Raw genomic sequence first — 17,314 nt, forward strand, 5'->3', positions numbered from 1 at the left:
ATTATGCTCAGACTTCGCTGCGTAGTAGAACGAATAACCTACCAGAATCCCGAGAACGGGTATTCGGTAATGAGGGTCAAGGTCAAAGGCTATGACGACCTGGTGACACTGGTGGGCAACCTGCTGGAGGTGCCTGCCGGAAGTGTGCTGTTGTGTGAGGGCGACTGGAAGGTGGACAAACGCTACGGCAGCCAGTTCGTATGCCAATCGTGGGAGGAAGTAATGCCGGCCACAGTCTATGGCATCGAGAAATATCTGGGAAGCGGACTGGTAAAAGGCATCGGTCCGAAATTTGCCCAACTCATCGTCCGTCAGTTTGGTCTGGAAACCATCGATGTGATCGAGACAGACATCGAACGGCTTTACGAGGTGCCGGGCATCGGAAAAAAACGCGTGGAGAAGATTCGCGAGAGTTGGGAGAAGCAGAAGGACATCAAGAATGTGATGCTTTTCCTGCAGGGGTATGGTGTCAGTACGGCCTATGCGGCCAAGATTTACCGCCAGTACGGCAAGGAAAGCATCGACAAGGTAAAGGAGAACCCTTACCGACTAGCAGACGACATCTGGGGCATCGGCTTCAAGACGGCCGACAGCATTGCAGCGAAGATGGGCTACGAAAAGAACGACCTGCGCCGCTGTAAGAGTGGCATCATCTATACCTTGAATCAGCTGGCCAACGAAGGGCATGTCTATGCTGAAGAGGAACAGTTGGTCAAAGCAGCGTTGGAATTGCTGGAAGCGGACGAAGCGCCTATCCGTGAGGCTTTGAGTAATATGGTGCAGACGGATGACTTGAAGTTGGAAGACGAAGCCATCTATCTGCCGCCTTTCTATTTTGCCGAAGTAGGTACGACCAACAGGCTGCAGGCTTTGCTCCGTGAATCAGGACAGGATCTCTTTGCCAAGAAGATGGATGTGCAGGCTTTATCGAAGGAAACAGGCATTGAATATGACGAGGTGCAGTTGCAAGCCATCGAGGAAGCCATCCGTTCAAAGGTGATGGTATTGACGGGTGGACCGGGTACCGGTAAGACGACCACTACGCAGGGTATCATTGCGGCTTTGAAGCATATGGGACTCCGCATTCTGCTGGCGGCTCCTACGGGGCGGGCAGCCAAACGTATGAGCGAAGCCACCGGCATGGAGGCCAAGACCATTCACCGGCTGCTGGAGTTCAATCCGAAAGACGGCTACAAGCGGAACGATGAGAATCCCCTGGAAGGGGACGCACTGATTGTGGACGAGTGTTCGATGATTGACATCATCCTGATGAACAACCTGATGAAGGCCATCCCCTCTTCCATGCGCGTGGTCTTCGTGGGCGACATCGACCAGTTGCCGAGTGTAGGTGCCGGCAACGTGTTGCGCGACATCATTGAGAGTGAAAAGATTCCGGTCATCCGGCTGACCCGCATTTTCCGTCAGGCACAAACCAGCCGCATCGTAATGAGTGCCCATGCTATCAACCAGGGACGTTTCCCTGATACGAGCAACGGCAAGCAGACGGACTTCTTCTTCATCCAGCAGGAGGAGCCGGAAAAAGTGGCGGAGGACATCGTCAATCTAGTGAAGAGTAGACTGCCGAAAGCCTACAGCCAAAGGGTGAGCAACATTCAGGTACTGACTCCCATGCAACGGGGTGTGGTGGGTGCTGCCAATCTGAACATGGCTCTGCAAAATGCACTGAATCCTTCCCAGATTGCCTTGAACCGGGGCGGCTATTCCTTCCGTCAGGGCGACCGGGTGATGCAGCTGCGCAACAACTACGACAAGGATGTGTTCAACGGGGACCTCGGCTATGTGGAATCGGTGGATATGGAGGAACGTACGCTGCTGGTGAACTTTGAGGAGCGTCTGGTAGAATACGAAGCCTCAGAACTGGATGAGTTGACACTGGCCTACGCTACGACCATTCACAAGTCGCAAGGATCGGAATATCCCATCGTGGTGATGCCTGTTCTTATGACACACTATGTTATGCTTCAGCGTAACCTGATTTATACGGGCATCACCCGTGCCAAGAAGATTTGCGTGCTCATCGGTACCAAAAAGGCGCTCTCTTTTGCCATCCGCAACATGTCGGTGCTGAAACGGAACACGAAACTGAAGGAGCGTCTGAATCCAGAATTGGCAAAACCCACGGAGAAGAAGTTGGGCAAGATTTATCCGATGAATGAACCTGTTATGGAAGCAGCCGCCGAACCCAGCGAAAGCTACGGAAAGGAACAACCTACCATTAAAACGAAAATGAATGACAACCATGATGACCATTGATACTACCAATATGTGTTCCCACCTTCAAAAGAAGCTGTTTCTACAGGGAGGTGAATACTATCCGATATGGAAAGCCATACAGGAGGATAAAGAAATCACTGCAGTGGTACGCAGTCGACAACTCCATATCTACCGCAACGGCAAGAAAGTACTGATTCTGGCAGGTAAGGCGCAGCCTAAAATTGTCAGAGAGGACAAGCTCAACGAGCTGATTCGATAAATTCAATACAACCATTCACCATGAACAAGATAGATAAAAGCAATGTGATAAAAGCAATCATAAAAGAGATTGCCAAGCAATACAAGTTAAGCTACCAGCCAACTGATTGTACCTGTGATGACAATTGTTCGGAAGTAACAGTCAAAGCGGATAATGACTGGAATACCTTGCAGGAGCAATTGAAAAGACAAGGCATTGACCATATTGACTGGTATGAAAATATCTGGAAACAACTGGAAAATCCGGGAAAAACAGTTCTGAAAGACACTCCCTTTAAAAGAAGAAAACGGTTTTTCTTCAAGGAATGTGCCATCAGCAGATGGAACAGATATAATCCGGAAGAATGGTGGGAAGATGTAGATGAAGGAGAACAATTGGTACTGATTCGTGATTACAACAACAAGCATGATTTCAATGCAGTTGCCATAGCCTTTGCCGGAGACTATGAAGGTGACCCTGAGAATTTCGATTTCGAATACATCATCGGCTACGTTCCCCAAAGCGATAACGAACTGATTGCTCAATTGATGGACCAAGGCTTGCACAATACTTTCATTGCTGAACTGACTACAAAGAAAATGAATGGCACCATGAAAGAGCGTCTACGCATGACTATCTATGTCCAAAGTGACGAAGAACTGGAAGATATGGAAGCCCTATCCTGCAACACCTTTGCTGTGAAAGTAAACAAAGATGACTTTAAGGGCATTTCGAATGAACTTGAAAATCTCGGATCTGTAGAGTTTCAATGGGGTGGATTCCCCATATCGCTGAAAGACCTTCCTCAAAAGAATGACGAGGTAATCTTCCTTTGTCCCGCAGGAAGAAAGACCAGGTTGTATCGCATGAAAGTGATGGCACGGGGAGAATATGAAGCCGCTAAATTTCTGGATGTTGAACCGGTGGATTTAATGTTTGACGATGACACTACGATTTTTATCCTGACCAATATCCAGGGGCCATTGAGCTGCAAAAACAAAGACCTGGAGTTCCTGGACTTCCAGCAAATCCCTACCAGCGAACCAGAGGGAAGACTATCTCCGGATATAAAGGAACATTTCAAACAATTATTTGATTGCGAGTAATATGTGATAGTCAGTATTCAGTAGATTTGAAAACCAAGAAAGCGAACAAACAAAACGGAGCAGGCTGTAACAGTTTGCTCCGTTTTTGCATGTTATCACTTCGCCTTCGGCAACCGGATTTTCTTGTTCTTCTCCTCCCAGGCATCCACATAGTTGTTCAGCGCTTCGGAGATAACATCCTTCAAGAGGATGCCTTCCACGAGGGAAATGTACTTCACTTTGCGAACCAAATCCGGATCCACGATGAAGGTGGCGCGGATTTCCTGGGGCTTCTTGACACTTTTGGCTGTTTCTCCTTTCTTGGGGCGACCCACATTCTCCCTGCGTTTGGCATCCAGTTTGGACTTCAGTTGCTCGGGAGCAGCCGTTTCGGTTGTTTCCTGCTTAGAAGATGCTTTTGCAGGTGCTGCCTTCGGAATTTCCTGCTTATCATCTTGAGCTGCTGGCTGTTCCGCTTGTTCTGCGACTTGTTCAACAGCTTTTTCCTTAGGCTGTTCCTTTGCCAGTTCTGCTTGATTGGCTTCACCCATGAAGCCGTCCATCAATAAGGATAAATTCTTCTTACTCATATTGCTTACTTTATTACTTGTTTACTTGCTGATTTACTTACTATGTTACCAATAACCTTTGTGAATAGTCATATAGTAATATAGTTTACCAATTTTCCTCCCGACTGATTATTTCATCGGTCAGTGTGCGATAGTCCGCTGCACCATTGCTTTTCGGGTCGTATTCAAAGATGGTCTGACCGGACAGCGGCATCTCGGCTATGGCGATATTCTCACGGATTTTCGTCTGAAACACCTTCTCTCCGTACCGTTTTTCTACCATGGAAATCACTTCCTTGTTCAGCTTCCGGTTATTGAACCGGGTGAAGAACACTCCACCCAACTCCAGCGTCGGGTTCACTCGGCGCTTCACCTCCCGGACTATATCATCCAGCATGGTCAAGCCTTTCAAGGGCAAGGCTTCGGCAGTAAGCGGTATGTAGAGTTTGTCCGCTGCCACCAGCGCATTGGTGGTTACGATACCGAGTGAGGGCGAACAATCCATCAGGATGTAGTCATACTTCTCCTTCTGTTCATCGAGGTAGGATTTGAGGATGCCCTCCCTTGCCATCATGGTAGCCATGTCTATTTCGGCTCTTGCCAAATCCAATGAAGCCGGAACGAGGTCAAGATTTTCTCGGACGGAAACGATGGGCAGCGGTTGGTCTTTGACCAGGGTGTCATAGATGCTCGTTTCCGGGTCTTCGTTCTGCGTCAGCGTGAACGTGAGGTTCTGCTGTGCATCCAGGTCAATGAGCAACACACGTCTTCCTTGCAGGGCGAGCGCTGCACCTATACAGGCTGTCGAGGTGGTCTTCCCGACTCCACCTTTCTGATTGCCGATAGCGATTGTCAAGTTATTTCCTTTCATTATCTTCAAGATTAAAAGTTTACTATTCCATTTTTTCTTTACTTACAAAAATACTTTATTACTTGCTGATTAGGCAGAAAGCTTACTCATTTATTCTGCGGAAATATCACTTTTCTGATGATTTTATTTCCTTGTTAATCAACCATTAAATAAACATTAAACAAATATCAGACAAACATCAAGATGGTTTTTGTCCTGCTGAACAATCTTCCCTATATTCAAGTATTGGCAAGCAGAAAGAGCGTCTTAATTCAGTATGAAATAATTTGTCAATACATTTCGCATGGTATGCTTTTAAACTCCGACCCACGCCTCACGGCGGAAGTCGGAGCGGAACATATATAAGGAATTTACGCTGTCTGTTTGGCTGCGAGTATCTGATGGGCATGGGCATTGACCAGCCGGACAATCCGGTCGTGGTGCGGAGTATTCGTATTGCACAGCCCTCGGCTCTGTATCACTTTCCCCTCGGTCAGTGAAAACTCAATCGTTTCGATGGGATTCCCCTCCTTGTCATGAGCCGATAGTATCAAGCTGTCCGCCTTGGCATAGTATTCGCATTGGAAGACACAATGATGCAGGGCATTTCCCTCGGTTTGGAAGGCCTCCAGACTATCGAGTACCGAAATCACCAGGTCTTTGTCGGTGATGGTGATACCGAAGTAGCGTGACTTCTCCTTGTAGAACTCGGCTTCCTTCCGTTTGGCTCGCTGCATCTGCTCCTGGCTTCTGCGTTTCTGCTCCATTTGGTTGTGTCGGTTCATCCAATAGTCATGCTCGGCTCTGAGGTTCTGCGGACAGATATACTTGGGGTTGCAGATGTCCTTGCCACACTGCTCCAGCAAGCGGATGGTATCTGCCCACAATCCCATGTCCGAAGGGCGGTAGTGATGCCGGGTGGCTACTTTATACGACTGCCAGCATCGGTCAAGTTCCAAAGGTCGGTGTACAAAGTAAGACACGGCATGTAAATCTTTTGACTTGAGGATGGTTTCCATCCGGCTGTCTGTCAGCACGGCTTTCATCAGCTTCATCGGGTGGCAGTCGGGCAGCTTGCCTTTCATGCCGTTGCGTTTCAGTTCGGGCAGCAACCGATAGTGCGGATAGACATAGGTGTCTGCAATGAGCCAGTGAACTTCGTTCGGTCGCTTCAAGGAGATTTCGGATGCCCAATCAAAGCAGTCCACATAATAGCTCAATGTCCTTGCCCTTGCCGTGACAGCCAACTTGCCTTCGGCATTAAGCCACAAACGGCATGCTTCCCAGTAGTCTACCTCCATCGGCATTCCTTTCCGGAAGGTCGTTTCCAAACGGAATACCCGTTGCACCTGCAAATGGTCTATTACTTCGAGGGAAGAAAAGTAGTAGGCTTCCTTGATGGTGCGTTTGAGGGTGTCCTTTATCTGTAAGCGAGTACCGCAATAAGGGCAGCAGACAGACTTGCCTTTTCCCTCATAGTCGAACTGCCTGCTACAATCGCCACAGGTACATTTGTGTGCGGAAGTACGGAAGCAGACATGTCCTGCCACTTTCCGCACTGCCCATGTTATCACTTTGGGGCTTAGGACGGTCAGCTTCTCATTGGAAGCTGCCACCTGTTTTTCTATTTTCGTTCTTGCCTTCATAGTTCCATGCCTTGAAAGAGTGAGAGTTCTTGAATGGGTTTGGGTTGCGGTTTGGCTGCTTTTGGTCGGCTGTTGCGTTGCTGCAACTTTCGCATTTCCTCCTCCTGATACCGCTTGAGGGCAATGGCTCGCTGTTCTGCCTTCTCAGCCTCAGTCAGCTCAATGTGATGATTCACTACCACATTGCAGTCCATCGGCTTGCCAATTTCCAAATGAGGTTCATCTATCGCATGGACTGCCATGGCATAAACCTCCATGTCGCTGAAACCGCAGCAGCCGGATTGCTGTACGGCATGGAAGATATAGTTTACCACATCGTCAATGGTGCGTGTGGTGGTTTCATACTTGGCACGGAAGAGTTCATCTTCCTTGGCTCGGTTATCAAGATAGTTCTTGATGAGTTTCTTGAAATGGTCAGTTCCTTTCATATGTTCCTATGTTTAAGCGTAAATAATCATCAGCAGTCACCGGCTGTATTCAGCGTACCATAACGTGGCAGTCCACCACTTCGGCAGGAAGTCCGAAAGCCGGATAGTGTGAGAAGTAAGGGAAACATTCTCCCTCTTGTTCCGTTGCGGTAGTGATACCCATGACCTTGTTCTCTGTGTACCACTGGTCAATCAGAGCGATTTCTTCATCCGTCAGTCCGGTTGCATCCGAGTTGAACAGATAGCAGAGTGCCCATGTCGGGATGGCTTCAATGAGTGTGTCCATAGCGTTTTCTTTTTAAGTTCGTTACTCCTTGAATTAGATAGGAAGCAGTTCCAGCAGTTTCTTTAGTGGAATGGAATTGATGTCCGACTTTAGGAAGTGAACTATCCATTCCGGCTCTTCAAAAAGCGGGTGCATGGGTTCCACACTGAAATCGTCCCCGGTGGAATAGCAGTCGATATGTGCGAAGTTGTTGCCGTCCTTCCGGATGTGTGCATAGAAAGGAGGCATACCACAAAAGCACTTGCGGAGACTCTCTCTGTCCCACTGCAGGGTAAGTTCGTAAACACTGCCCTTATAGAGCATCTTTTCTTTTCGGTCTTTAAGTTTGTATGCCATAGCTGAACTAATTTTTTCCCTTTGGTTTGAAGCCTTTCGGCTTCTCACTCCCGGGTGATTTTTACGATGCCTCTTCTCACGAAGGGTGTAAGGGACGGAAGGCAAATGTGGCAAGGGGAAAGCAGACGGAATACCCAATTTGGCACAAATTGTGGAAGGCTGCCGGCTGCTTTCCTTGCAGCCAAGCAAAGCGCCATTTGCTGCCGTACCGACCCTTCGTTTCTTTGTATCGGAAAATTCATCGGGAGTGGAAATGCCTGACTAAGGAAAGAATCCGCCAGCTGTTAAAGATGAATGTTTAACTTTTAATCTATCCGAAAACTCACTATCTTTGCAGGCCCTGAAAATAAATGTTCAGAAAGGCACGATAAAGCACAGAATTAATCACCAAGAACAATGAAAGATCAAATACGCTTATTGAGAGACTGTTTCCATAACGAGATTCCGGCTGTTGTATTCCAAGGAAATGACAGCTGCGCCGGAGAGATACTGGAAGCCGCCAAAGAAATTTATCAGAAACACGGTTGTAGCGAGGAATTCCTTTACGACTGGCAAATGCTCATCAACGAAGTGAAGGCTTACCAGCAAGAGAGTCCGGAACAGGTACAACTTCCGAAGTTGACCCATACCGAAGCAGAACTTATTCGGGAAGAAATGAAACAGAAAGGCATAGTTTACTGATTTGAGCAGAACTCTATACATTCAACCAAAGAACAACCCATGAAAGATTTTGCAGCCATAGACTTTGAGACCGCCAACAACGAACGCTCATCCGTTTGTTCCGTAGGCATTGTCATCGTACGCAACGGAGAGATTGTAGATTCCTTCTACTCCCTCATCAGCCCCGAGCCCAATTACTACAACTACTGGTGCAGTCAGGTGCATGGCCTTACCCGTGAGGACACCGAAGATGCCCCGGTCTTTCCAGAGGTATGGAAACAAATAGAGCCGTTGATCGAAGGTCTTCCCCTGGTGGCTCATAACAGTCCGTTTGATGAAAGCTGTCTGAAAGCGGTGTTCCGTGTCTATCAGATGGACTATCCCGACTATCCGTTTTACGATACACTCAGCGTTTCTCGCCAAACCTTGCCTGAACTGGAGAATCACCAGCTGTACACCGTAGCAGCAGCTTGCGGTTATCAACTAGATCACCATCATCATGCACTGGCCGATGCAGAAGCTTGTGCGTGGATTGCTAGAGAAATCTTGTAATTTACAGAAATATATTCTTTTGATTTAATGAAACTGACTGAAAAGGAAAAATGTCTGCTCGGCCAACTCTACGATGCCAACTATGATGCTGAACTGATTGCAGAACGAACAAAGTGCAAGGACCTCTGCTTTCGCTATAACCAGCTGTTGCCATCCCGTATCGAAGAACGGAAGCAACTGCTTCGTGAACTGTTGGGAAAGACCGGAAAGGACTTTCTCATCGAACAACCTTTCTATTGTGACTACGGCTATAACATCAACTTGGGTGAAAACTTCTACAGCAATGTGAACTGCGTCATCCTGGACGGAGCGCCCGTTACCTTTGGCGACAACGTGTTTATTGCTCCCAACTGCGGATTCTATACAGCAGGTCATCCCTTGGATGTGCAGCAACGGAACCAGGGACTGGAATATGCCAAACCCATTCATGTCGGCAACAATGTATGGATAGGTGCCCACGTCAGCGTATTGCCCGGTGTCACCATCGGAGACAACTGCGTCATCGGTGCCGGAAGTGTAGTAACCAAAGACATTCCAGCTAACTCCCTGGCCGTTGGCAACCCGTGCAGAGTCATCCGCTCCATCTAGGCTACAAAAAAGTCCCGATGCTCACGCACCAGGACCTTGATAAAACAATCAAAATTTGAAAACATGAGAAATAAAACCGTACTGTTTTATTTCTTCGCTGCCGCCAACGATAGTTTTCTGAACTGCTTCAGCAATGGTTCCATTTCAAGTGATACACAGCGGGCACGTTGACCGGCTGCCTTATTTCCTTTTTCGGCTTGAAGGGCTGCATCCTTTTGGAATGCCTCCATCTTCATCTGGAGTTGTGCGAGTAATTCATTCATAATCTTTGCATTTAGAAGTTATACCTAATAGATACTTATCACCGGTCTGAACTTATGCGCCTGGTCCTTCGGAGTCTCCTGAATGGTTCCCGACTGCATCGAGAAGAGCCAGGCCTTGCTGTCCTTTTGCCCTTCCACTTCGGTGGAAGTCCACAGCCAGCAGTCACCGGGCTGCAGACTGATGGGTAATCCGCCGACCGCCTCTATCCGTTGGTTGACTAACCCAATTTGCTGATAGAGGTAAGTGAGCTGCTTCACCGAAGGGATGTAGGCGGACTGACCGTAGCGCCACATATCGAAGACATAAACGGCTAAGGGAGATTTCACTTCCTCGTTGCGGTACATGGCATGGGTGTTCTCGTTACCGTCTTCCTTTTCCAATGAAGCTGACGTTTCCTGTTCGACACCCAGACTGTCGGCAAAGGCTGCCGATGCGACGTCCCTGATGGAAACGGCATAGCCCAAAGCTTTGATCTCCGGATTCCGGTTCACATGATAGACAATGGCCACCGGTTCCTTTTGGGAGGAACTGAACTTTTCTTTGGACAGCACACTGCCATCCGAGCAGACTACATCACCAACCTGAAGGGAAGAAGCTATGGATTGGTTTCCTTCATGGTCACATTCTTCGCAGGAGGTAATGAATAAGGTACTTCCTGCCAATAACGATAAGAACAAGTTTCTCAGTTTCATAGCAGCGGTATTTCAAATGATTTGACTACAATTTCCGCCTCCTTATCGAGGATGAACCAGTATTCCGAGTGGTAAGGCTTTCCTTTTAAGGTCTTGGCTTCAAAATCTATCTTGACCTTCCATCCGTTGAAAGGCTTCTTTTCTTTGGCTTTATGCGGATTTGCTCCCTCAAGTTCTCCATAAGCTATCAAAGCCCGGAGCGTGGTCATGGCATCCAACTGACGGGTGACCTGATCACTCATTGCGGCATCGTCCTTGTCGAGGTTCTGGAAGTAGTCCGTTTCTTCCATCAACTTGTGGCCGTACTGCATCAGGTGCATGGATAATGCAGCCTTCTCGTGTGGATTGACATATTCCTTGCCGAATACCGAATCTGCCTTGCTGATGCCCTTGATTTGGATGGACTCCGGATTATCGACAGTTGCTTTCAAGGCTCTCTCTGCGATTTCCACCGCCCGTTTCTCGGGTCGGTCGGAACAGCTGGCGAAGTAAAACAGTCCGCCCCAGAAGCAGACAGCGGTTACCAGCATGATAATCATTTTCATTCCCGGTTTCATATCTTCACGATTTGGAGTTTGTCGGGAGAAAGGCCGAGACGCTTGCGGTAGATGGTGCCGTCATCACGATACATCTCCAGTTCGTTGGAGGTGATTTCTTTTTCACAGATTTCCTTGGCTTCTGTCAGACTCAGCTGGTGGCCACCGATGTTGCGCCAGATGGCGAAGTTGCACGGTGCCTGCTGGTTGCTGTAATTGGAGCAGTTGAAGGCGCGTGTACCCACCCGAATATCACCGCTACAATGCGGACATTTGCCGATGACGGACTGCATGTTGATGGCACCATTGTCTGCCAGTTCCAGCACGGAAGGGAAGGCTTTTCCCTCCTTGGAAGCAAAGCCGTCCAACAGGATGAAGCGGTGCTCCAACAGTTCGGTGATTTCTTCGTCACTCATCTTGCGGTTGCCGATAATGCCGTTGATATTCAGCACACAGGTAGGTTGTTCGGCGATGTTGTTCTCACAGCGGTAGCCCTTGCAGGTCTTTACCACGTTGCCGCCACACAAGGGACAGCGACCGATTATTTTCTTTTCCATACGCTTTTGTTTTTGGATGATTTATTTACTATATAATTCTGTTACTTGTTGCTTTGATTACTTTCTTATTTCCTTACTTGATTACTTTGTGATTAGCTGATTAGTAAGTTAGTTTACCTATTTACCATTTCAGGCTGTAGCCCTGGTTCCAGTCCGAGATGATACCGCCGATGATGTTCTTGCCGGACATCACGTTGGCCCATCCTTCGGGATCGAGCGAGAACCAGAGGTCGTTCCATGAGAGTGTGCGTACCTGCCAGGCCAGAATAAACAGGTCGGTGTTGATGGCTTCCAAACAGCTGACAACCTCGTTGGCGATGTAGTAGCGTTCCGAAGCGTTCAGCAAGTTCACCTTGTGCTTCTCGTTCTTTCCGTCATCTCCTGTCACGTCATATTTGCCCGAAGTCACCAGCTGTTTCATGAAGGGAAAGAGTGCCGTCATTTGGGTGGCGGCATCCGTCAGCTCATCCGATACCATGGCCGCAATGACGGTTCCCTTCAGATTGCCGCCTACCGATTTGAGGAGCAGACTGCAGTTCTGCGGGATTTCCTTGGCCACCAGTTCCCCAGCCCGCTTAATCTGGTAGAGGTTCTGCATGGCGCCCTGCGCATTCGAGAGGTAGTCCAGCATCTTGTCTTCCACCTGGTGAATCCGCTCCAAGGAAGCGGTTACGGCCACTTCCGCCGCAATGATTTTCTCCTGCGTTTTCTTGCGGTCCTTGTGAATCTTCTTCAAGGCTGCGGTCTGCCCCAGTACGGCAGAAGTCAGCGCCGGGTCGGTCTGTTGGGCAAAGAGCGGAGTCTTGCCTATCAATAAGCCAACAGCAGCGATTAACAAGGAGCGTTTCCATCGTCTTACATTCATACGTTTATAATTTAGGGCCTGCATTTCTGCGTTCGGCCAGGTTATTGATTTGGTCCTGTTTGGTCGGATGCAGCCGCACCTCCATCGGTTTGTTGAGCAGACAGTCGTTCCAGTCCTTGAATGCCTTGGGAGGAAGCCATTGTCCCATATCGTATCTGACCGACAGGTGTTCCTTGACCTGCACCTGAAAGGGTCGCTCCGGATCAAGCCGGAAGGAACGTCCGTTCGCTTCCACTTCCAGACTGTCACGGGTTCGGTTGATTTTCAAGGGGATGTTCTCTACCAGCGCCATCATGCGCAAGCCGTAGATACGACCGGGCAGGTCATTGTCGAAACAGTCAAACGGACGGGCTCCGGGAAAGCGGTTCAGCACCTGCCGGATTTGTCCATCAGAGAACGTGCCGCCCAGTGATACCAGGGCAATTTCATTGGTCAGTTGCTTCCGGTTCCATTGGTAGAATGCCATGACATCGAAAGCCGACTCACAGAAGAAGACACTCTTCACCACATTCGGATAGCCACCTGACAAGTCAGCCACCCATGCAGAAGAACTGGAATCACTTCCGGCAGCCTTGGATTTGTAACCGCCGTACCCTCGCATTTCGTAGCCCCGGACCTTGTCATTCTCTCCGTTGGTATAAGGGAAGCCGATGTTGTAGCCGTCAAAGTTCTCGTTCTTCCTGTCGCGGATGAGCCGGATGAACGGAGCAAAGGTGCGTACCGTTTCATCGGACAATCCCCTTTGTTGGAAGATGGCCGGAATCTTATCGGGATTTATCGGCTTCACCTCATACCTGGAGCTGTCGAAGGTGGCATGATACCTGACTGACTGCACATACTCCCTGTCCTCGCGGTATTCGGGTTCGGGCATGTTGGCAAAGCGTGACAGCACCTTGGCTATCTTCTGCCATTCATCCTTGCCCGACACGTTGAAGGCATTCAGGTTCTCCCGGATGAGTGTAACTACATCCCCCTTGGAACCGTCGCGGCGGAAGAACCGCTGGGAAGCCTTGTCCTGGGGGTGGCAGATTACGAGCGCATCCCGCTTTTCCTTGCCGTCACCCAACACCAGCTCCATGTAGCGGCCCACACCGGCCTTGCGGTCGAGGCGGTAGCCGAGCGCATAGGCTACATCGTCGATGCCTACCTTGGCTTTGAGGTCCTTGAAGTTTACCTTGTAATCAGTCATGGTTCATGGATTTAAAGATTCTACATGGTATCAGATGCTTAACTTGGCACCCACGGCCTGCGTGCGTTTGAGATTGGCTATCTCCGGCTCGAAAGTCTTGTGCGCCGTCATGTTCAGGAAGGCAGCCTTGTCCTTGTAGTCCGTCAGTTGGAAATAGGTCTTGGCCGTATCTTTCGATACCTTCTTCAACCCCAGTTCCACACCATCGTAGGAAGCACGGATGGCATAATCCCCGTTGCGTGTCTTCACGATGGCCGCATTCTTGAACGGCACTTCCTCTCCTTCGCCCAACGGGGCAAACGGGTCGTTCTTCGTCAGGTAGGGCTGTTCGTTGAGTGCCAGCCGCTGTTTGTCCACCTGGTCCAGAATCAGATCTGAAGCCTTGTTCACGTCCGCCATGACGGAAACGATGAACTTCGGTTCCTGCTTCAGCACCCCAATCCAGGAATCCAGATAGGCTGCGGAGTTGTCCGTCACCTTCATGTCAAAGCCCATCGAATGGCAGATCATGGCAGCCGTCAGTTCGGCTACCAGTTCCTCCTTGGCGTATTTCGGGTCTCCGAAGCGTCCGCCCATCTCGCGGTTGAGCCGTTCAGGGGTCATGGTGGAGTGTGACATCTCATGCAGCATGGTGGAATAGAACTCCATGCCGCCCCGGTAGATTTCCTCGGGGGTATCGCCGATGTTGAACTGCTCCTTCATGGGCAGCACCACGATGTCCTGAGCCGGTGAATAGAAAGCTCCGTCCACCCGCTTGTCCGCCTGTATGGGACAGAGCCAGCCTTGCGTCTCAATCATCCGGTCGAGCGCGGCATGGACATACATGCCTTCCTTGTCCCGAAGTTCGGGCACCTTGAACTTCTCCATGAGTTTCTGCACCCGTTCGGGCTGCACCTCCGCCAGGTTGGTCTGGTCGATGTTGTACACGGGGAAAGCCTTGAAGAAGGGAATGACATCCATGCCTTTCTTCTCCTCCTTGCTCATGGCCTTATACTCATCCGAACTGACCTTATGGCCGTTCTTGTCCTTGACCAGCACATCCCAATAGACCACGGGGAAGGCTTTTTCACCTTTCAGTACATGGGCCTTGAGGTTGTGCGCCTGCTTGAAGGTGAGGTACACCGGCAGGCGGTAGCCCTGGGCTGCGGTCTGCAGCTGGAGGAAGAAGGAATTGGAACCCGAATAGTTGCGGCCACCCACGTTCTGCGGGAGACCTGCAAATCCGGATGCACCCCCAATCCAGCCTTTCTTCCAGTCGGAAGCCTTCATCTGCTCCATACGGGCAATCATCATTTCGGCAAAGCGGTCGATGGCTACCTGCCCGGCATTGCCGGATGTGTTAGTTCCATACGCCATAGCTTTCGTCATCCATTACCTGACGGTCCATCTGGTCGATGTCCGTCTGTTCAACATAAAACTCTGCGGATTCATCCGAAGGATCCGTGCCGTGGGTCTGGCACCACTCCAGATAATCCTCTGCACTGTCCCCATCCATCACAAAGCGGAGGAAGCCGATTTTACCGGCCTGAAGGAGTTCTACCAACTCCTCGTGTGTCTTTTTAGCTGTCATATCTTTTCGTCTTTTATTGTTTCTTGAATATTCGTTTGTTTTTCTTGATTTTGTTACATTTTCATGGAAGCCGACTTCTCCAACTTGTTGGTCACGGCTGAAAGCATCCCGGTAATTTCCGTATTGAGGTACTTGGCTGCAATCTGTTCCCGGGTAGCGGTCTTGGCTTTGAAGAGCGAGTAGCCGTCATCGAAGGAGATTTCATGCTTGCTGGTCTTGCCCTTGTCGCCCAGGTCCATCGACACCTTCCATTTGTTGTCGGAGTGGTCCTTGGCCACACGGACTCCTTTGGGGTCCACTCCTTCGGGAAGCTGGTACTTCTCGTAGGCAGACTGCAGGTGCAGGCGTTCCCCGAAGTTCTTCTCCACGAGTTGTGTGGGACTGACCACCCGGTCGAAGTAGGCATTCAAGTCCTCACGGGAAGCCACTGCTGACATCTTGGTGTCGCCCATCTGCACGTAGAACTTGTACTTGCCGTAATCTGGTCGTTGTTCGTCCTTTTCCTTATAGACATTGAACTTGTCGATGGTAATGGCACCATCAGGGCCGGACAACTGCTTCGGCATTTGGTACGCTTCTTCCGATACCTTCGGCATGAGTTTAGTCGGATAATACTTCTCCATCAGCTGCGGCACCGTCATGTCCTTCTTCTGGTATGCGGCCAAATCCGCTGCGTCCATCTTCTGCGGCTTCAGCTGTACGCCGTCAATCTTGGCGGTGAAGTACCAGTCCGCCGGATTGGTGGTGCTCTGGAACGCATGGCCGTGGCTGACTTTCTCGCCGTTGGCGGTAATCATCTGCGGTTCACGTGGCTTGCGTTCCTGCTTGGCTTCCGCTTTCTGCTCGGCCTGTTGTTCACTCTTGACTTCGGCTTTGGCTTCCGTCTTCTTTTCCTTGGCAGGTTTTTCCTCTGCAGCCGTCTTGACTGTCTTGGTAGGCTCTTCCTGCACAGCCTGTTCTTTCTTCTTTTTCGCCATAGTTTCCTGATTGAGGTTGTTTTCTTTTTTTGTTTTATCCTGGCTTTTCAATTCTTCCCCGACCTTCTCCTTGGGTTTCTTCATCAGTTTCGGCTGGTCTATCGCCTCGCATATGGCGACCCGTTGACCCGAGCGAATCAGCTTGGGCAGATGCTTGTCCAGTTCATGACGGGGAAAGGTCAGGAGTTTGATGGGGTCTTTCTCTAAAGGAAGAATCTTGTCTGATACCTTCAGCGCCAATATCACCGATGCCTTGAGCGCATCTTCCTTGTACATTTCGTAGAAGTCACCTTTACGGAAGAGCAGCACCGCATCGGGATGTTTCTTCTTCAATTCGTTGAACTGCCGGACAAAGCCGACATCCTTCTCTGCATTCTTCTTGACCATAGGGAAAAGGATTTAGAGTTTGAGACCTTTGGATTGTTCAGCTTTCGGAGCATGAAGTTTCAAAGCCCTTTCCTGCGACTGCTTGTCCACCACCTGCTGATATTCCCAGCGGTTCTTGTCCGTCATCACCAGTCCCAGGAACTCGGGATGCTGCTCGTCATAGCGGAGTTTCTGCTGACGTTCCCACTCTTTCATGTCGCCCTGGATGACCTTGAAACCTTGCGGTTCTTTCAAATCCACACCAACCGACACTTTCTCACCGCCTACATTCAGTTCAATGGGTTTTCCCTCGCGTACCTGCTGCTTCTGCTGCATGCCCAGTTCGATGTCGTTGACTTTCTCCATGTCCTTGAGCTTCTGTTCCAGCTGAACATCCGTAACCCGGCGATGGATAACGGATTTGGTTTCGGGATCGAGTTGCAGATACTGCTGGGTCTTTTCTCCGTTTACTTCCACGGCTTTCTGGATGACCTCACCCTTCTTGAGCCTTTCGGCTTCCTGTTCCGTGAGGCACAACACCTGGTTGCGTTCCTTTTCCAGTACGGCCCGTACCGGGTAAGCCATGAGCGCCGGGTTGCCGTATTTATCCGATACCAGCTGGAGTTTGAGGGGAAGTGTGATAAGGTCTCCGTTCCGGGCACTGATGGACACCTGCAAGAGCGGTGTGACCTCTCCGGAAGCCAGTTTCTCCTTCACTTCCTGAGGGAGGCTGTCGGCCTTTTCCCGGTCAATGCCCAAGACTGCCAGTTTCTCGTAGGGCAGCCTTTCAGAATGATTGATGTTGTGCATTTTCGTATTGTTTAA

At 49.8% G+C, this 17,314-nt stretch carries 23 protein-coding genes; 7 read left to right on the plus strand and 16 right to left on the minus strand.

All coding sequences use genetic code 11. The features are described 5' to 3' along the window. Window positions 1-3: 3 nt before the first annotated feature. Genes recD2 through HMPREF1534_RS13185 form a run of 3 tightly spaced genes read left to right on the plus strand, consistent with a single transcriptional unit; the run spans window position 4 to window position 3,579 of the window. The gene (gene recD2, locus HMPREF1534_RS13195) at window positions 4-2,274 is read left to right on the plus strand and encodes an SF1B family DNA helicase RecD2 (RefSeq protein WP_005938351.1); all 2,271 of its coding nucleotides are present in this window, start codon (window positions 4-6) and stop codon (window positions 2,272-2,274) included. Then, window positions 2,264-2,494 carry a hypothetical protein gene (locus HMPREF1534_RS13190; RefSeq protein ID WP_026231524.1) on the plus strand — a complete coding sequence of 77 codons (231 nt, stop codon included), beginning with the start codon at window positions 2,264-2,266 and terminating at the stop codon, window positions 2,492-2,494. Before recD2 ends, HMPREF1534_RS13190 begins: the two co-directional genes overlap by 11 nt. Window positions 2,495-2,514: 20 nt before the next feature. Next, window positions 2,515-3,579 (plus strand): HIRAN domain-containing protein, encoded by a 1,065-nt coding sequence (locus tag HMPREF1534_RS13185; RefSeq protein WP_005938356.1) that lies wholly within the window; start codon window positions 2,515-2,517, stop codon window positions 3,577-3,579. 95 nt (window positions 3,580-3,674) lie between these two features. Here the strand turns inward: HMPREF1534_RS13185 and HMPREF1534_RS13180 are convergent, their stop codons facing one another. The 6 genes from HMPREF1534_RS13180 to HMPREF1534_RS13155 form a co-directional block, all read right to left on the minus strand. Beyond that, a complete protein-coding gene (locus HMPREF1534_RS13180; RefSeq protein ID WP_005938359.1) occupies window positions 3,675-4,148 on the minus strand; it encodes a hypothetical protein in 474 nt (157 codons plus the stop codon). Between the two features lie 85 nt (window positions 4,149-4,233). Next, complete coding sequence (locus tag HMPREF1534_RS13175) at window positions 4,234-4,998, minus strand: ParA family protein (protein ID WP_005938361.1); 765 nt, start codon at window positions 4,996-4,998, stop codon at window positions 4,234-4,236. Window positions 4,999-5,348: 350 nt separating this feature from the next. Beyond that, window positions 5,349-6,623: a PcfJ domain-containing protein gene (locus HMPREF1534_RS13170; protein ID WP_005938364.1), complete on the minus strand. Its 1,275-nt coding sequence runs from the start codon at window positions 6,621-6,623 to the stop codon at window positions 5,349-5,351. Next, window positions 6,620-7,051, minus strand: coding sequence for a PcfK-like family protein (locus HMPREF1534_RS13165; RefSeq protein WP_005938367.1), 432 nt, complete (start codon window positions 7,049-7,051; stop codon window positions 6,620-6,622). The genes HMPREF1534_RS13170 and HMPREF1534_RS13165 overlap by 4 nt, the downstream gene beginning before the upstream one ends. Window positions 7,052-7,100: 49 nt before the next feature. Further along, window positions 7,101-7,337, minus strand: a complete 237-nt coding sequence (locus tag HMPREF1534_RS13160) for a DUF6926 domain-containing protein (RefSeq protein WP_005938369.1) — start codon at window positions 7,335-7,337, stop codon at window positions 7,101-7,103. A 33-nt stretch (window positions 7,338-7,370) separates the two neighbouring features. Beyond that, window positions 7,371-7,673: a hypothetical protein gene (locus tag HMPREF1534_RS13155; RefSeq protein ID WP_005938370.1), complete on the minus strand. Its 303-nt coding sequence runs from the start codon at window positions 7,671-7,673 to the stop codon at window positions 7,371-7,373. 139 nt (window positions 7,674-7,812) lie between these two features. Here HMPREF1534_RS13155 and HMPREF1534_RS20900 point away from each other — a divergent pair, with 139 nt between their 5' ends. The 4 genes from HMPREF1534_RS20900 to HMPREF1534_RS13140 all read left to right on the plus strand — a co-directional run bounded on the left by HMPREF1534_RS20900 (window position 7,813) and on the right by HMPREF1534_RS13140 (window position 9,473). Then, window positions 7,813-7,938, plus strand: a complete 126-nt coding sequence (locus tag HMPREF1534_RS20900) for a hypothetical protein (RefSeq protein ID WP_258462468.1) — start codon at window positions 7,813-7,815, stop codon at window positions 7,936-7,938. A gap of 131 nt (window positions 7,939-8,069) precedes the next feature. After that, complete coding sequence (locus tag HMPREF1534_RS13150; RefSeq protein WP_005938372.1) at window positions 8,070-8,354, plus strand: hypothetical protein; 285 nt, start codon at window positions 8,070-8,072, stop codon at window positions 8,352-8,354. Window positions 8,355-8,393: 39 nt separating this feature from the next. Next, the gene (locus HMPREF1534_RS13145; RefSeq protein WP_005938374.1) at window positions 8,394-8,885 is read left to right on the plus strand and encodes a 3'-5' exonuclease; all 492 of its coding nucleotides are present in this window, start codon (window positions 8,394-8,396) and stop codon (window positions 8,883-8,885) included. A gap of 27 nt (window positions 8,886-8,912) precedes the next feature. Further along, window positions 8,913-9,473 carry a sugar O-acetyltransferase gene (locus HMPREF1534_RS13140; protein WP_005938377.1) on the plus strand — a complete coding sequence of 187 codons (561 nt, stop codon included), beginning with the start codon at window positions 8,913-8,915 and terminating at the stop codon, window positions 9,471-9,473. A gap of 86 nt (window positions 9,474-9,559) precedes the next feature. Here the strand turns inward: HMPREF1534_RS13140 and HMPREF1534_RS13135 are convergent, their stop codons facing one another. The 10 genes from HMPREF1534_RS13135 to HMPREF1534_RS13090 all read right to left on the minus strand — a co-directional run bounded on the left by HMPREF1534_RS13135 (window position 9,560) and on the right by HMPREF1534_RS13090 (window position 17,299). Beyond that, window positions 9,560-9,736: a hypothetical protein gene (locus HMPREF1534_RS13135; RefSeq protein ID WP_005938379.1), complete on the minus strand. Its 177-nt coding sequence runs from the start codon at window positions 9,734-9,736 to the stop codon at window positions 9,560-9,562. A gap of 24 nt (window positions 9,737-9,760) precedes the next feature. Further along, window positions 9,761-10,429 carry an Lcl C-terminal domain-containing protein gene (locus tag HMPREF1534_RS13130; RefSeq protein ID WP_005938381.1) on the minus strand — a complete coding sequence of 223 codons (669 nt, stop codon included), beginning with the start codon at window positions 10,427-10,429 and terminating at the stop codon, window positions 9,761-9,763. Next, window positions 10,426-10,986, minus strand: coding sequence for a hypothetical protein (locus tag HMPREF1534_RS13125; RefSeq protein WP_005938383.1), 561 nt, complete (start codon window positions 10,984-10,986; stop codon window positions 10,426-10,428). The genes HMPREF1534_RS13130 and HMPREF1534_RS13125 overlap by 4 nt, the downstream gene beginning before the upstream one ends. Beyond that, on the minus strand, window positions 10,983-11,522 hold the full coding sequence (locus HMPREF1534_RS13120; protein WP_005938385.1) for a topoisomerase C-terminal repeat-containing protein: 540 nt from the start codon (window positions 11,520-11,522) through the stop codon (window positions 10,983-10,985). Before HMPREF1534_RS13120 ends, HMPREF1534_RS13125 begins: the two co-directional genes overlap by 4 nt. Window positions 11,523-11,643: 121 nt before the next feature. Further along, window positions 11,644-12,387 (minus strand): hypothetical protein, encoded by a 744-nt coding sequence (locus HMPREF1534_RS13115; protein WP_005938388.1) that lies wholly within the window; start codon window positions 12,385-12,387, stop codon window positions 11,644-11,646. Window positions 12,388-12,391: 4 nt separating this feature from the next. After that, window positions 12,392-13,576: a DUF3991 and TOPRIM domain-containing protein gene (locus tag HMPREF1534_RS13110; RefSeq protein WP_005938391.1), complete on the minus strand. Its 1,185-nt coding sequence runs from the start codon at window positions 13,574-13,576 to the stop codon at window positions 12,392-12,394. A 30-nt stretch (window positions 13,577-13,606) separates the two neighbouring features. Then, the gene (locus tag HMPREF1534_RS13105) at window positions 13,607-14,932 is read right to left on the minus strand and encodes an ArdC family protein (RefSeq protein WP_005938394.1); all 1,326 of its coding nucleotides are present in this window, start codon (window positions 14,930-14,932) and stop codon (window positions 13,607-13,609) included. Continuing rightward, on the minus strand, window positions 14,916-15,146 hold the full coding sequence (locus tag HMPREF1534_RS13100; protein WP_005938397.1) for a hypothetical protein: 231 nt from the start codon (window positions 15,144-15,146) through the stop codon (window positions 14,916-14,918). The genes HMPREF1534_RS13105 and HMPREF1534_RS13100 overlap by 17 nt, the downstream gene beginning before the upstream one ends. A 53-nt stretch (window positions 15,147-15,199) precedes the next feature. Next, the gene (locus tag HMPREF1534_RS13095; protein WP_005938400.1) at window positions 15,200-16,510 is read right to left on the minus strand and encodes a MutS N-terminal domain-containing protein; all 1,311 of its coding nucleotides are present in this window, start codon (window positions 16,508-16,510) and stop codon (window positions 15,200-15,202) included. A 12-nt stretch (window positions 16,511-16,522) separates the two neighbouring features. Continuing rightward, window positions 16,523-17,299, minus strand: coding sequence for a DUF4099 domain-containing protein (locus HMPREF1534_RS13090; RefSeq protein WP_005938403.1), 777 nt, complete (start codon window positions 17,297-17,299; stop codon window positions 16,523-16,525). Between the last annotated feature and the right edge of the window lie 15 nt (window positions 17,300-17,314).

This window comes from Phocaeicola massiliensis B84634 = Timone 84634 = DSM 17679 = JCM 13223 (assembly GCF_000382445.1).
Classification (GTDB): domain Bacteria; phylum Bacteroidota; class Bacteroidia; order Bacteroidales; family Bacteroidaceae; genus Phocaeicola; species Phocaeicola massiliensis.